The 12,542-nt window shown below is 63.9% G+C and carries 15 protein-coding genes; 12 read left to right on the top strand and 3 right to left on the bottom strand.

Annotated elements, in window-relative coordinates:
- Positions 1 to 149 precede the first annotated feature (149 nt).
- Positions 150 to 710, top strand: coding sequence for an O-acetyl-ADP-ribose deacetylase (locus QM685_RS27700; RefSeq protein ID WP_415121451.1), 561 nt, complete (start codon positions 150 to 152; stop codon positions 708 to 710).
- Here the strand turns inward: QM685_RS27700 and trmL are convergent.
- Both trmL and QM685_RS27710 read right to left on the bottom strand, forming a co-directional pair.
- Entirely contained in the window at positions 683 to 1,153 is a 471-nt protein-coding gene (gene trmL, locus QM685_RS27705) for a tRNA (uridine(34)/cytosine(34)/5-carboxymethylaminomethyluridine(34)-2'-O)-methyltransferase TrmL (protein WP_415121453.1), read from the bottom strand. The genes QM685_RS27700 and trmL overlap by 28 nt on opposite strands.
- Before the next feature lie 17 nt (positions 1,154 to 1,170).
- Positions 1,171 to 1,956, bottom strand: a complete 786-nt coding sequence (locus QM685_RS27710) for a phosphoribosyltransferase family protein (protein ID WP_415121455.1) — start codon at positions 1,954 to 1,956, stop codon at positions 1,171 to 1,173.
- 83 nt (positions 1,957 to 2,039) lie between these two features.
- On the opposite strand from QM685_RS27710, the gene QM685_RS27715 reads away from it, so the two are divergent.
- From QM685_RS27715 to QM685_RS27750, 8 genes are all read left to right on the top strand, one after another.
- Positions 2,040 to 3,005 (top strand): methyltransferase domain-containing protein, encoded by a 966-nt coding sequence (locus QM685_RS27715; RefSeq protein ID WP_415121457.1) that lies wholly within the window; start codon positions 2,040 to 2,042, stop codon positions 3,003 to 3,005.
- 405 nt (positions 3,006 to 3,410) lie between these two features.
- Positions 3,411 to 3,887: a DUF2244 domain-containing protein gene (locus QM685_RS27720; RefSeq protein ID WP_415121459.1), complete on the top strand. Its 477-nt coding sequence runs from the start codon at positions 3,411 to 3,413 to the stop codon at positions 3,885 to 3,887.
- A gap of 67 nt (positions 3,888 to 3,954) precedes the next feature.
- Positions 3,955 to 5,571 carry a cytochrome c oxidase subunit II gene (gene coxB, locus QM685_RS27725; RefSeq protein ID WP_415121461.1) on the top strand — a complete coding sequence of 539 codons (1,617 nt, stop codon included), beginning with the start codon at positions 3,955 to 3,957 and terminating at the stop codon, positions 5,569 to 5,571.
- A 44-nt stretch (positions 5,572 to 5,615) separates the two neighbouring features.
- Positions 5,616 to 7,229, top strand: a complete 1,614-nt coding sequence (gene ctaD / locus QM685_RS27730) for a cytochrome c oxidase subunit I (protein WP_415121463.1) — start codon at positions 5,616 to 5,618, stop codon at positions 7,227 to 7,229.
- A 123-nt stretch (positions 7,230 to 7,352) separates the two neighbouring features.
- Complete coding sequence (locus tag QM685_RS27735) at positions 7,353 to 7,487, top strand: cytochrome oxidase small assembly protein (protein ID WP_415121465.1); 135 nt, start codon at positions 7,353 to 7,355, stop codon at positions 7,485 to 7,487.
- Positions 7,488 to 7,531: 44 nt separating this feature from the next.
- Positions 7,532 to 8,131 (top strand): cytochrome c oxidase assembly protein, encoded by a 600-nt coding sequence (locus QM685_RS27740; RefSeq protein WP_415121467.1) that lies wholly within the window; start codon positions 7,532 to 7,534, stop codon positions 8,129 to 8,131.
- Positions 8,132 to 8,179: 48 nt separating this feature from the next.
- Positions 8,180 to 8,401, top strand: a complete 222-nt coding sequence (locus QM685_RS27745) for a DUF2970 domain-containing protein (protein ID WP_415121469.1) — start codon at positions 8,180 to 8,182, stop codon at positions 8,399 to 8,401.
- Positions 8,402 to 8,566: 165 nt separating this feature from the next.
- The gene (locus QM685_RS27750) at positions 8,567 to 9,424 is read left to right on the top strand and encodes a cytochrome c oxidase subunit 3 (RefSeq protein ID WP_415121471.1); all 858 of its coding nucleotides are present in this window, start codon (positions 8,567 to 8,569) and stop codon (positions 9,422 to 9,424) included.
- Positions 9,425 to 9,655: 231 nt separating this feature from the next.
- Here the strand turns inward: QM685_RS27750 and QM685_RS27755 are convergent, their stop codons facing one another.
- Complete coding sequence (locus tag QM685_RS27755; protein ID WP_233828068.1) at positions 9,656 to 9,865, bottom strand: twin transmembrane helix small protein; 210 nt, start codon at positions 9,863 to 9,865, stop codon at positions 9,656 to 9,658.
- A gap of 111 nt (positions 9,866 to 9,976) precedes the next feature.
- Here QM685_RS27755 and QM685_RS27760 point away from each other — a divergent pair, with 111 nt between their 5' ends.
- The 3 genes from QM685_RS27760 to QM685_RS27770 are packed head-to-tail and all read left to right on the top strand — an operon-like array spanning position 9,977 to position 12,542.
- On the top strand, positions 9,977 to 10,693 hold the full coding sequence (locus QM685_RS27760; RefSeq protein WP_415121473.1) for an SURF1 family protein: 717 nt from the start codon (positions 9,977 to 9,979) through the stop codon (positions 10,691 to 10,693).
- 54 nt (positions 10,694 to 10,747) lie between these two features.
- The gene (locus tag QM685_RS27765; RefSeq protein WP_415121475.1) at positions 10,748 to 11,410 is read left to right on the top strand and encodes an SCO family protein; all 663 of its coding nucleotides are present in this window, start codon (positions 10,748 to 10,750) and stop codon (positions 11,408 to 11,410) included.
- Between the two features lie 22 nt (positions 11,411 to 11,432).
- Positions 11,433 to 12,542 carry a COX15/CtaA family protein gene (locus QM685_RS27770; protein ID WP_415121477.1) on the top strand — a complete coding sequence of 370 codons (1,110 nt, stop codon included), beginning with the start codon at positions 11,433 to 11,435 and terminating at the stop codon, positions 12,540 to 12,542.

Consider the following 12,542-nt stretch of genomic DNA (forward strand, 5'->3'; position numbering starts at 1 on the left):
CGCGCCGAATGAGCAGGTGAAGCGGCCTTTTCTGCAAGCTCCGATCCAGCAAGCCCTTATCTATCAGCCGGTTAGCGCGAATCCGCGTTGAACGGCTGTCTCGCCTTGCTGTCCACCTCGTTATCGAGGCTCGGATCAGCGAGGTTCCCATGCCTACTTTCACTCTCAGTCACGGAAATTGCTCGCTCGAAGCGCGCGTGGTCGACATCACGACACTCGCGGTCGATGCAATCGTCAATGCCGCGAATACGTCGCTGCTGGGCGGAGGCGGCGTGGATGGCGCAATTCATCGCGCGGCCGGCAAGGAGTTACTGCGCGAATGCGAGACGCTCGGCGGCTGCGCGACCGGCGATGCAAAAATCACCGGCGGCTACCGCCTGCCGGCGAAGCATGTGATTCATGCGGTCGGCCCGGTGTGGCGCGGCGGCACGCATGGCGAGGCCGATCTGCTGGCGTCGTGCTATCAGCGCTCGCTCGAAGTGGCGCGCGACGCGCAGTGCACGAGCATCGCGTTTCCGGCGATAAGCTGCGGCATCTATCGGTTCCCCGCCGACGATGCGGTATACATCGCGGTCGCAACCGTGCTCGACACACTGCCGCGCACACCACGTATGAAACACGTCACGTTCGCCTGTTTCGACGACGCGATGTTCGCGCGCTACGAGGCCGAACTCGAACGCGTTCAGTTGCCGCCATCGAAGCCGGCCTGACGCCACGCCTCGAACACCACGATCGCCACCGTGTTCGACAGATTCAGGCTGCGATTGCCGGGGCGCATCGGCAGACGCACGCGCTGTTCGTTCGCAAACCGCTCGAGCACCGCGTCGGGCAGGCCGCGCGTTTCGGCGCCGAACACGAACCAGTCGCCGGGCTGGAATGCATGGTCGTGAAAACGGCCCGAGCCGCGTGTCGTGAATGCGAACATGCGCGCGGGGTCCGGCGCTTCTTTCGCGATGAACGCGGCCCAGTCGGCATGCACGTTCATTTCCGCGTACTCGTGATAGTCGAGGCCGGCGCGCCGCATTTTGGTGTCGTCGAGCGGAAAGCCGAGCGGCTCGATCAGATGGAGCCGCGCGCCGGTATTCGCGCACAGGCGAATCACATTGCCGGTGTTCGGCGGAATTTCCGGTTCTACGAGAACGACGTTGAACATAGTGAGACCACGTGGAGCTAGTTTTTCGGTGTGCGCAGCGCGACGAAGTTCGTGACCCGCAATGTGCCGGCCGTCTTCAGCGTATGCGCGAGCGCTTCGAGCGTCGCGCCGCTCGTCATCACATCGTCGACGATGCCGACGTGCAGGCCACGCACCGCATGCGCGACGCGAAACGCGCGGCCGACGTTCAGCCGGCGAGCTTCGAGATCGAGCCGCGACTGCGGCGCGGTGTCGCGCGTGCGTTCGAGCAGCGTAGCGTCGCTGCGCACGCCGAGCGCGCGGGCGAGCGGTCTGGCGATCTGCCAGGCCTGGTTGTAGCCGCGCCCGGCAAGACGGCGAGCCGCGAGCGGCACCGGCGCGATCACGTCGGGCCGCTCGGTTTCGTCGTGCCAGACATCCTGCGCGAGTCGCGCGAGACGTTGCGCGAAGTCGCGTGCGAGCATCAGCCGCGCGCGGAACTTGAGGCCGACGGCGAGCGTGTCGAGCGGCGCGCGATAGTCGGCGAGCGCGAAGCTCGCGTCGAACGGCGGCGGCCTGGCTACGCAATCCGCGCAACGATACCGCGCACGAGCGGTCCAGCGCGAAGCGGGCAGCGGCACCGCGCAGACGGTGCAGCGCAGGCGGCTCTCGTTCCAGTAGGCTTCGTCGCAGCCGCCGCACAACGTCGTATGCGACAAATTGCCGCATAACGCGCAAAGGTTCGGCAGCACGGCGTCGAGCGCGCGCGGCCACGCCGAATTCAGACCGCGCGCAAGACGCGCGACATGATGGCGACAGGACGAAGAAATTGACTGGGATCGCACGAGTGGGTGCCGAAGACGGCCGTTCACGCTGAATGCAGGGAAGCGAACGAGTATACTTCGAGCTCTACGCCAGCACGACACTCATGTCCCTCACACCCGCTCAATCTGGCCGTCCGGCCTATGATTCACGGCGCCTCAGGCGTATTTTCGACCGCCGCGCGGCCGTCTTCGACGAGGTTGCGTTCCTGCCGCGCGAGATCGCGCAGCGCATGCGCGAGCGTCTCGATTACATCAAGGTGGCGCCCGCGAGCGTGCTCGACGCCGGCTGCGGCGCGGGCGAAGACATCCCCGCATTGCGCGAACGTTTCCCCGAAGCGCCGGTGTTCGGCTCCGATCTGTCGCACGGCATGCTCAGGCGCGCGCTTCGTCACGATGCCGGCGACACCAGTTGGCGGCGCTTTCTGCCCGCCTCGCTCGGCAAGGCGCTCGGCGCGCGCGGCCCGCGCTTCGCGCAGGCCGATTTCTCGGCGCTGCCCTTCGCGGCTGGCGCATTCGAATTCATCTGGTCCAATCTCGCGCTGCACTGGCACTCGCGGCCCGATCTCGTCTTTCCCGAATGGCAGCGCGTGCTGAAGGTGAATGGCCTCCTGATGTTCAGCACGCTCGGCCCCGACACGCTCAAGGAGTTGCGCGGCGCATATGCCGAGATCGAGGCGGCGCACGGCGTCGCGTCGCGCAAGCATGTGATCGACTTCGTCGATATGCACGATCTCGGCGACATGCTCGTCGAAGCCGGCTTCGAGATTCCGGTGATGGACCAGGAAACCCTCACGATCACCTATAAGTCGCCCGAGTCGCTGCTCGCGGACGTGCGCCGCTGGGGCGCGTATCCGTTCGAGCGCGAGGCAGCGCGGAGCGCGCTCGCGCGCAGGCTGCACAGGGCTCTGCTCGCCGCGCTCGAGGCGCGGCGGCGCGCCGACGGCACGATCGCGCTGACCTTCGAAGTGATCTACGGGCACGCATGGAAGGCGGTGCCGCGCACCACGGCCGAGGGGCATGGGATCGTGCGGATAGAGGACATCGGCCGCGGGCCGGCGACGCGTCGTTAGCAGTCTGGCGGGTGTCGCCGACTCATCGGCGGGCTGTGATGGGGCTGTTGAACGAGCGGTAAAGAGGACATCCGTTATGCCTGGGATTTGCCCTCTGAAAGTGCTGCAAAACGTCGGGCAAAATGGCGCTAAGGCTTGTCGCGCCTGGCTTGTGGGCCAATCGGGGCTTGCTTGTCGAGGCTATGGATCGCGCCTATAATGCGTCAGTTTGTCGCCCGGAGTTCCCACATTTGGGGCGGCAGGCCCAGCACGCAGGGCTGCAACATGAGGTGACGCGGTAAGGGTTGGCGCGGTCGCGGGCAGTGGCGAAGTGGTGGCAAAAGCAGGTGGCGAAAATGGCGGCCGCGAGATGCATCCGGAAGTAGAAGAAGGCAGACCGGACGCGGCGATTCGCAGGAGGCAGCGATGGGCGCATCAGATCATCTGCTGGCGGATTCAGAACCCGTCCTCAAGGACTGGACCATGAAACGCAACTGTTCGAGCTCGCCGCGGCAGTTCGTCTGTCTGTACGTGTCGCTTGCGTTATTCTCGTTGGCAATTGCTTTCATGCTGGTTCTGGTCGGCGCCTGGCTGGTGTTGCCATTCACCGGAATCGAGTTGCTGGCGGTAGGCATCGCGTTTGCAATATATGCGCGTCATGCTGTCGATTACGAGCGCATCCGGCTGTTTCCTAACCGGCTCGTGATCGAGCAGGTCAGCGCCGAGCAGATTACGCAGTTCGAATTCAATCCGCGCTGGGTGCGGATAGAGCCGGGCGCAACGCCGCGCGACCAGATCAAACTGGTCTCGCGTGGCCAGACGATCATGATCGGGCAACATCTCGCGCAGAATCGGCGCGCGCAGTTCGCAGGGGAGCTGCGTATGTGGCTGGCACGTTGTTGATGTAGTGCCGGGCACGCGGCGTTCAAGGGGGCGCGCGACACGTTGCCAGCGGGGTCGAGGGGTTTGAATGGAAAATTTGGGTAAGGAAGCTATGAAAACAATCAAGCGAGCGCTCACGAGCGTGCTGGCGATGAGCGGACTGCTTTTCGCCGGTGCCGCCCTGGCAGTGGGCGATGCTCCCGGCGGCCCTGCCGTCAATGCGATCAATCTCCAGCCGCCTGCAACGAGAATCGCTGAGGAGCTGTTCAGCCTCCACATGTTCATGCTGGCTCTTTGCACCGTGATCTTCGTCGGTGTATTCGGAGTGATGTTCTATTCGATCTTTGCTCACCGCAAATCGAAGGGCCACAAGGCAGCCAATTTCCACGAAAGCACCACCGTCGAAATCATCTGGACGATCGTGCCGTTCATCATCGTCGTGCTGATGGCGCTGCCCGCCACCAAGGCCGTCGTCGCGATGAAGGATACGTCGAACGCCGACCTCACGATCAAGGTGACCGGCTATCAGTGGAAGTGGGGCTACGACTACGTGAAGGGGCCGGGCGAGGGCATCAACTTCCTGTCCACGCTGGCTACCCCGCGTGCGCAGACCGAAGGCCGCGAGCCGATCTCCACGCTCTATCTGCAGGAAGTCGACAACCCGCTCGTGGTGCCGGTCGACAAGAAAATCCGCATCATCACCACCGCGAACGACGTGGTTCACTCTTGGTACGTACCGGCCTTCGGCGTGAAGCAGGATGCGATCCCCGGCTTCGTGCGCGACACGTGGTTCAAGGCTAACCGTACCGGCACGTTCCGCGGCTTCTGTACCGAACTGTGCGGCAAGGAACACGCGTTCATGCCGGTCGTCGTCGAAGTGCTGTCCGCCGACGACTACGCGAAGTGGGTCGACGACCAGAAGAAGAAAATGGCCGCCGGCCAGGACGATCCGAACAAGACCTACACGATGGCCGAGCTGATGGAGCGCGGCGGCAAGGTGTACGCGGCCAACTGCGCGGTCTGCCACCAGCCGACCGGCAAGGGCGCGGGCGCATTCCCGGCGCTCGACGGCAGCAAGATCGCCAACGGCCCGCTCGCGCAACACGTGAGCCTCGTGCTGAAGGGCAAGAACGCGATGCCGTCGTGGGCGCCGACGCTGAACGACGTTGAAATCGCTTCGGTGATTACGTACGAACGTAACTCGTGGGGCAACCACACCGGCGACATCCTCCAGCCGCGGCAGGTCGCGGACGCGCGCAACGGCAAGCTGCCGGAAGGCGGCGACCATCTGGCCGACGCCGGTGCGGCAGCAAGCGGCGCCGCCGCTGCGGGCTCCGCTCCGGAAGCGGCGTCCGCGCCGGCGGCCTCGGGTAACGAAGCCGCGTCGGCCACGCTGCCGGCGAGCATCTACTTCGATACCGGCAAGAGCACGCTGCCGGCCGACGCGAAAGCGGTGGTCGATGCGGCCGCCGCCTACGCGAAGTCGCATCCGGATGCGAAATTCACGCTGTCGGGCTTCACCGACGCCACCGGTTCGGCCGATCTCAACGCGAAGCTCGCGAAGGATCGCGCGGAAGCCGTGCGCGACGCACTGAAAGCAGCCGGCGTTGCCGAAGACCATATTATTTTGAAGAAGCCGGAAACGATTACGGGCGGTACCGACGCAAAAGAGGCCCGGCGTGTTCAGATCAGCCCGGCGGCCTGACGTGTTCATGGTCAGCACCGCAGAATTCGCTTTAGGAGATTGTCATGTCTAGCATCGGACACGATGTAGTCGCGGGCCACGAGCACGTGCACGGCGACCATGCCCACGAAACGCCGCACGGCTGGCGTCGCTGGCTGTTCGCAACCAACCACAAGGACATCGGTACGCTGTACCTGATCTTCTCGTTCACCATGTTCCTGTCCGGGGGCGTGATGGCGTTGATGATCCGCGCCGAGCTGTTCGAGCCGGGTCTGCAGATCATGCGTCCCGAGTTCTTCAACCAGTTGACCACCATGCACGGACTGATCATGGTGTTCGGCGCGATCATGCCGGCGTTCGTCGGCTTCGCGAACTGGATGGTACCGCTGCAGATCGGCGCATCGGACATGGCTTTCGCGCGGATGAACAACTTCAGCTTCTGGCTGCTGCCGGTCGCCGCGGTGCTGCTGGTCGGCTCGTTCTTCGCGCCGGGCGGCGCGACCGCCGCGGGCTGGACGTTGTACGCGCCGCTTTCCACGCAGATGGGCCCGGGCATGGACTTCGCGATTTTCGCGGTCCACCTGATGGGGGCGTCGTCGATCATGGGCGGCATCAACATCGTCGTGACGATCCTGAACATGCGCGCCCCCGGCCTCACGCTGATGAAAATGCCGATGTTCGTATGGACCTGGCTGATCACCGCGTACCTGCTGATCGCGGTGATGCCGGTTCTCGCGGGCGCGATCACGATGCTGCTGTTCGATCGCCACTTCGGCACGTCGTTCTTCAACGCGGCGGGCGGCGGCGACCCGGTCATGTACCAGCACATCTTCTGGTTCTTCGGGCACCCCGAGGTGTACATCATGATTCTGCCGGCGTTCGGGATCGTGTCGCAGGTGATTCCGGCGTTCTCGCGCAAGCCGCTGTTCGGCTATAGCTCGATGGTGTACGCGACGGCGTCGATCGCGATCCTGTCGTTCATGGTCTGGGCGCACCACATGTTCGTGACCGGCATGCCGGTCACCGGCCAACTGTTCTTCATGTACGCGACGATGCTGATCGCGGTGCCGACCGGCGTGAAGGTGTTCAACTGGGTCGCGACGATGTGGCGTGGCTCGCTGTCCTTCGAAACGCCGATGCTGTTCGCGGTCGGCTTCCTGATCGTGTTCACGTTCGGTGGTCTGTCGGGTCTGATGCTCGCAATGGCGCCGCTCGACATCCAGTATCACGGCACCTATTTCGTGGTCGCGCACTTCCACTACGTGCTGGTGGCGGGTTCGCTGTTCGCGCTGTTCTCCGGGTGGTACTACTGGTCGCCGAAGTGGACCGGCTGGATGTACAACGAGACGCGCGGCAAGATCCACTTCTGGGCGTCGATGTTCTTCTTCAACCTCGCGTTCCTGCCGATGCACTTCGTCGGTCTCGCCGGCATGCCGCGTCGTTACGCGGACTACCCGGCGCAGTTCACCGACTGGAACCAGGTGATCTCGATCGGCGCATTCGGCTTCGGTCTGTCGCAGGTCTACTTCCTGTTTGCGGTTGCGTTGCCGGCTTACCGTGGTGGCGGCGAGCACGAGGAAGCGGGCGACAAGCCGTGGGACGGCGCAACGGGCCTCGAGTGGACCGTGCCGAGCCCGGCTCCGTTCCACACGTTCGAGCATCCACCGACCGTCGAGTGAGTCTCAGCTGGCGAAGTGCCGGGTTCCGGCGGCGCGACACGCTGCTGACGGAATCAGGCGCTTCGCGGGGTGGCCGCCAGGGTGGCGCCTCGCCAGTCAAGAACAGTATTCAGAAAGTCGAGCATGACGCGCAATCCACAGGAAAGACGTACGCCGGAGCAGATTCGCGCGGGCAACAGACGGATAGGTTTGGTGATGTTCGCGATTGCGGCGCTGTTTTTCGTGAGCATCGTGCTCAAGCAGTGCTGGTTTAGCTAACACGCAGCCGTTGAAGTCCGTTCGCAGGTTTGTTGAGGATTCAGATGTCGACGCAACCGCCGGCTCAGGCCGACCGCTCTTTCAACCGTTCGATGCTGATCAAGCTGTGCGTCGTCGCCTTGATGATGTTCGGCTTCGGCTTCGCGCTGGTGCCGATGTATCGCGCGATCTGCCAGATCACCGGCATCAACAACCTCGTGCAGCGCGATACGACCGCGCGCGAGGCGAAGAACACGCAGGTCGACATGAGCCGCACGATTTCGATCGAATTCGATGCGAACGCGCGCGGCCCGCTTGATTTCAAGCCGGAGCAGCGTAGTCTCGACGTGCATCCGGGCGAAGTGACGACGGTGATGTACGACGTCAGCAACGAACAGCCGCGCACGATTCGCGCGCAGGCGATTCCGAGCTACGCGCCGAAGCAGGCGACCGAGTACTTCAGGAAGATCGAGTGTTTCTGCTTTACGCAGCAGACGCTGACCGCGAATCAGACCAGGCGGATGCCGGTAGTGTTCGTGGTCGACCCGAAGTTGCCGAAGGATGTGAAAACGATCACGTTGTCGTACACGTTCTTCGAATTGGACACGCCGCCGGCGGCGAGCGCGGACGAAGCGGTGCCCCGGGCACAGGCGACACGCAGTTAAGGCGGCCGGAGCCGCGGACGAAGGAAGACGACGAAGGAAATGGGCGAGATGATCGATAACGGCGGCGAGAACGGCGGCAGCCCGCGCAAGAGCAGTTTCGGTCAGTCGATGCGCGCGGTGTTCTGGTCGTTTTTCGGCGTGCGCAGGCGCCGCGATCTGGAAGCCGACGCCACGCAGCTCAACCCGCTGCATGTGATCGCGGCGGCGTTGATCGGCGCGGCGATTTTTATCGCGGTGCTGATTTTGGTCGTGCGCGCGGTGGTCGGTTGAGACGTTCTTCAGTGCGTGGGTCGTGCGGGAGTGGGGCCAGCGGGGCGGTATCGGGCGTGGCGGCTGCGCCTGCGAATTAGAAGAGTGAAGCGGTGCGGTATCGACGCGCCGCCGAAGATACAGCCGGAGATTCCGGAACAACTGGACTGAAGTGGAGAATCAAGAATGAGCGGTCAAAACGAGAGCCCGTACTATTTCGTACCACATCCGTCGCGGCACCCGATCAGCGCCGCTACCGGGTTGCTGGTCATGCTCGGATCGCTTGCGGCCTGGATCAACGATCACACCTGGGCGCCGCTCGGCGTGCTCGTCGGTTTGCTGTGGCTGCTCTTTACGCTGTGGCACTGGTTCGGCGACGCGATCGCCGAGTCGGAAGGCGGCATGTACGGAAAGAACGTCGACCGCTCGTACCGCTGGAGCATGAGCTGGTTCATCTTCTCCGAAGTGATGTTCTTCGGCGCATTTTTCGGCGCGCTTTTTTATGCCCGCGAAATCGCGATGCATCAGCTCGGCAGCCTCGACTACAAGCTGATCTGGCCGGATTTCTCGGCGGTGTGGCCGAACAACGGTCCGGCTGACCTCGTGTCGACCTACAAGTCGATGCAGCCGTGGCCGGTGCCGACCATCAACACGGCGCTGCTGCTGTCGTCGGGCGCGACGCTGACGGTTTCGCACCACGCGCTGCGCGACAACCATCGCAGGAAGGCGATCGCGTGGCTCGCCGCGACGCTCGTGCTGGGCGTATGCTTCCTGTTCCTGCAGGGCTTCGAATATTTCCACGCGTATAACGAGCTGAATCTGACGCTCGCGTCGGGGATCTACGGTTCGACGTTCTTCCTGCTGACGGGCTTCCACGGCTTCCACGTGTTCCTCGGCGGTACGATGCTCGCGGTGGTGCTGGTGCGGCTGATCCGCGGTCACTTCACGGCGGAACATCACTTCGCGTTCGAAGGCGCGGCCTGGTACTGGCACTTCGTCGACGTCGTGTGGCTCGGGCTGTACGTCGTCGTGTACTGGCTGTAACGCAGTCAGACCCGCGCGCGCCGCTTTGCCGGGCGCGCACGAGCAATATACAGAGAGATTGATGCATCGCCGCCCTCGACCTGTCGGGGCGGCGTTTTGTTTGGTGGCATGGGAATTTTGCCACTGAGGTTCGGGCAGTGGGGCGCGGATCCCGACGGTCCACGGCCGATGCCGAACAGGGCGCGGCACCCTGGTGTCAACGAGCGCGACATTCAATACCTGAGCTGAACTTCAACGCCCGTATGGAATCCCGGTCGACTGAATCCAGCCCATCCAGTGCGCGAACAGGATGAACAGGAACAGCGAGATCGACAGGCCGACCCGCGTGGCGAGCGACCAGACCATCCGCTTGGTTTTGCCTCTGTCGTGCATCATGAAATACAGCGCCGACACCATGCTGGCGATGATCAGGGCAAACGCAATGGGAACGATAATGTGCATGGAACCAACTGAGACCGGAAAGCGCAGTGGCAAGACGTTTATTATCGCACCGCGTGCGGGCGTCCGCCGCAGGTTCCCGGCGATCCTGAGCGCGGTGCCGGAGCATATGCAATGAAGTTTCGCCTGATTCCCGCGCTGCTGATTCTGCTCGTAGTCGTCGTGACGGTGCGGCTCGGTTTCTGGCAGCGAGATCGCGCGCATCAGAAGGAAGCGCTCGAGGCGCGGATCACGCAGTTCGAAAACGCGCCCGCGTTGCCGGTGAGCGCGGCGCCGGTTGCGCTGAAGGACATCGAGTTCCATCGCGTGAAGGCGCGCGGCAGTTTTGTCGCGGACAAGGTCGTATACCTCGATAATCGGCCGTATAACGACCAGCCCGGCTTTTACGTCGTGATGCCTTTTAAACTGACCGACGGCGGTTATGTGCTGGTCAATCGCGGCTGGCTGCCGCGCAATATGGTCAATCGCGAGACCATCGCGCCGTACACGACGCCGCCCGGCGAGGTCGAGATCGAAGGGATTGCGCGGGCCGACGCGTCACGCGCCTTCGAGCTGGGACAGGACGATTCGGCCGCGCATCATCTGATCCGTCAGAATCTCGATGTCGCCGCCTACGCTTCGGAAACCGGGCTGCCGCTGCAATCGTTCGTGATCCAGCAGACGGACAACACCGGCGACGGACTGGTGCGCGACTGGCCCGCGCCGACCACCGGCGTCGAGCGCAATTACGGCTATATGTTCCAGTGGTGGGGCATGGCGGCCGCGGCGCTCGGCTTCGGTCTGTACGCGGCGCGGCGCGCGGGCAGAAAAGAACACGCGCGGGGCGCGTGATGTGGTGCGCGGGCGTGCGCCGAAACGTGCTCAATCATTGAAAGAGGTTTTGTAGTGTCGACTCAAACTCCCCGTTCGCCGCAAGCCGGCAAACCCGTCGCGGCGAAAGCGATCCCCGGCCAGCCGAACGGCTCGGGCTCGTGGCAGCGCGGCCGCTGGATCCTGCTGCTGCTCGCGGTGATCTGCGCGGCGCCGATCGCCATCTCGTACTTCATGTACTACGTGGTCAGGCCGACCGGCGGCACCACGAACTACGGCGCGCTCATCGAGCCGCAGCGCCCGATTCCCGACTCGTTCGTCGTCACCGGCGAGGACGGCAAGCCGCTCGAGCTCGCGTCACTGCGCGGCCGCTGGCTGATGATCTCGGTCGACAGCAGCGCCTGCGACAAGGCCTGCGCGACGAAGCTGTACTTCATGCGACAAATCCGCGCAGCCCAGGGGCCGGAGCGCGAGCGCGTCGTCGAAGTGTGGCTGCGTACCGACGCCGGCAACGTCGCCGACGTGATACAACACGCGTACCCCGACACCGACATGCTGATCGCCGACCCGGCCCAGGTGGCCGCATGGCTGCCCGCCGATACCGGCACCCGGATCACCGACCACATCTTCCTCGTCGATCCGAACGGCAATCTGATGATGCGTTTTCCGAAAGACGCGAATCCGAGCAAGATCAAGGGCGACTTGACCAAGCTGCTGAAGTGGTCGCGTATCGGCTGATGCCGCAAACAGGTAAAAGAAGATGTTCGTATTGCAACTGGCCCTGATCGGTTTGTGTATCGCGTTGTTGCCGCTGTCCTACGTGTGGGTCAAGGCCGACGACGACAAATTCCGCAAGCTGGTCTGGCTCACCACCTTCCTCACACTCGATCTCGTGATGTTCGGCGGCTTCACGCGCCTCACCGATTCCGGCCTCGGCTGCCCGGACTGGCCGGGCTGCTACGGCACGTCGTCGCCGTTCATCGCACATGCGGCGATTTCCGCCGCCTATCGGGCGATGCCGACCGGCCCCGTCAGCATGACGAAGGCGTGGATCGAAATGATCCACCGTTATTTCGCGATGGCGATCGGCGTGCTGATCATCGCGCAGACGATCATCGCGTGGACCGCGCGCATCAAACGCCGTCCGCTGCACGTGTCGCCGTGGTGGCCGACCTCGCTGCTGCTGCTGATCGTCGTGCAGGGCGCGTTCGGCGCGTGGACGGTGACGATGAAGTTGCAGCCGGTCATCGTGACGACGCACCTGCTGCTCGGTCTCGCGCTGCTCGGCACGCTCGGCTGGCTGGCCGCGCGACTGACGCCGCTGCCCGCCTATGAACCCGAAGCCGCGCGCTGGCGCGCCGCGGCGCTCGCGGGCCTCGCGCTGCTGGTGTTCCAGATCGCGCTGGGCGGCTGGGTCAGCACGAACTACGCGGTGCTCGCCTGTACCGACTTCCCAACCTGCAACGGCCAATGGATTCCGCCGATGGACTTCGCGCACGGCTTTCACCTGTGGCGCGCGCTCGGCATGACCGGCGACGGCGACGTGATCACCCAGGATGCGCTGGTCGCGATTCACTGGACCCATCGCACGTTCGCGTTCGTCGTGATCGCCTATCTGGTGTGGTTCGCACTGAAGCTGCGCCGCTTCGAGTCGCTGCGGCGCCCCGCGAACGGCGTGCTGCTGGTGGTGCTGATCCAGTTCATCACCGGCCTGTCGAACATCGTGTTGCAATGGCCGTTGCCGATCGCGGTCGCCCATAACGGCGGGGCCGCGATCCTGCTGCTGCTGCTCGTTATGTTAAACTTTCGGATCGCTTATAGCCGTCCCGGCCGCGCCATGCTCCCCGTGCGCGATGCCGCGCCAGCGTGA

Origin of the sequence: Paraburkholderia sp., assembly GCF_047605525.1 — a bacterium.
Classification (GTDB): Bacteria; Pseudomonadota; Gammaproteobacteria; order Burkholderiales; family Burkholderiaceae; genus Paraburkholderia.

What these genes read in the sequence shown, in the direction of transcription:
- QM685_RS27700 (WP_415121451.1), top strand. Translation starts at nt 150, where the DNA reads ATGCCTACTTTCACTCTCAGTCACGGAAATTGCTCGCTCGAAGCGCGC.
- trmL (WP_415121453.1), bottom strand. Translation starts at nt 1,153, where the DNA reads ATGTTCAACGTCGTTCTCGTAGAACCGGAAATTCCGCCGAACACCGGC.
- QM685_RS27715 (WP_415121457.1), top strand. Translation starts at nt 2,040, where the DNA reads ATGTCCCTCACACCCGCTCAATCTGGCCGTCCGGCCTATGATTCACGG.
- QM685_RS27720 (WP_415121459.1), top strand. Translation starts at nt 3,411, where the DNA reads ATGGGCGCATCAGATCATCTGCTGGCGGATTCAGAACCCGTCCTCAAG.
- coxB (WP_415121461.1), top strand. Translation starts at nt 3,955, where the DNA reads ATGGAAAATTTGGGTAAGGAAGCTATGAAAACAATCAAGCGAGCGCTC.
- ctaD (WP_415121463.1), top strand. Translation starts at nt 5,616, where the DNA reads ATGTCTAGCATCGGACACGATGTAGTCGCGGGCCACGAGCACGTGCAC.
- QM685_RS27735 (WP_415121465.1), top strand. Translation starts at nt 7,353, where the DNA reads ATGACGCGCAATCCACAGGAAAGACGTACGCCGGAGCAGATTCGCGCG.
- QM685_RS27740 (WP_415121467.1), top strand. Translation starts at nt 7,532, where the DNA reads ATGTCGACGCAACCGCCGGCTCAGGCCGACCGCTCTTTCAACCGTTCG.
- QM685_RS27745 (WP_415121469.1), top strand. Translation starts at nt 8,180, where the DNA reads ATGATCGATAACGGCGGCGAGAACGGCGGCAGCCCGCGCAAGAGCAGT.
- QM685_RS27750 (WP_415121471.1), top strand. Translation starts at nt 8,567, where the DNA reads ATGAGCGGTCAAAACGAGAGCCCGTACTATTTCGTACCACATCCGTCG.
- QM685_RS27755 (WP_233828068.1), bottom strand. Translation starts at nt 9,865, where the DNA reads ATGCACATTATCGTTCCCATTGCGTTTGCCCTGATCATCGCCAGCATG.
- QM685_RS27760 (WP_415121473.1), top strand. Translation starts at nt 9,977, where the DNA reads ATGAAGTTTCGCCTGATTCCCGCGCTGCTGATTCTGCTCGTAGTCGTC.
- QM685_RS27770 (WP_415121477.1), top strand. Translation starts at nt 11,433, where the DNA reads ATGTTCGTATTGCAACTGGCCCTGATCGGTTTGTGTATCGCGTTGTTG.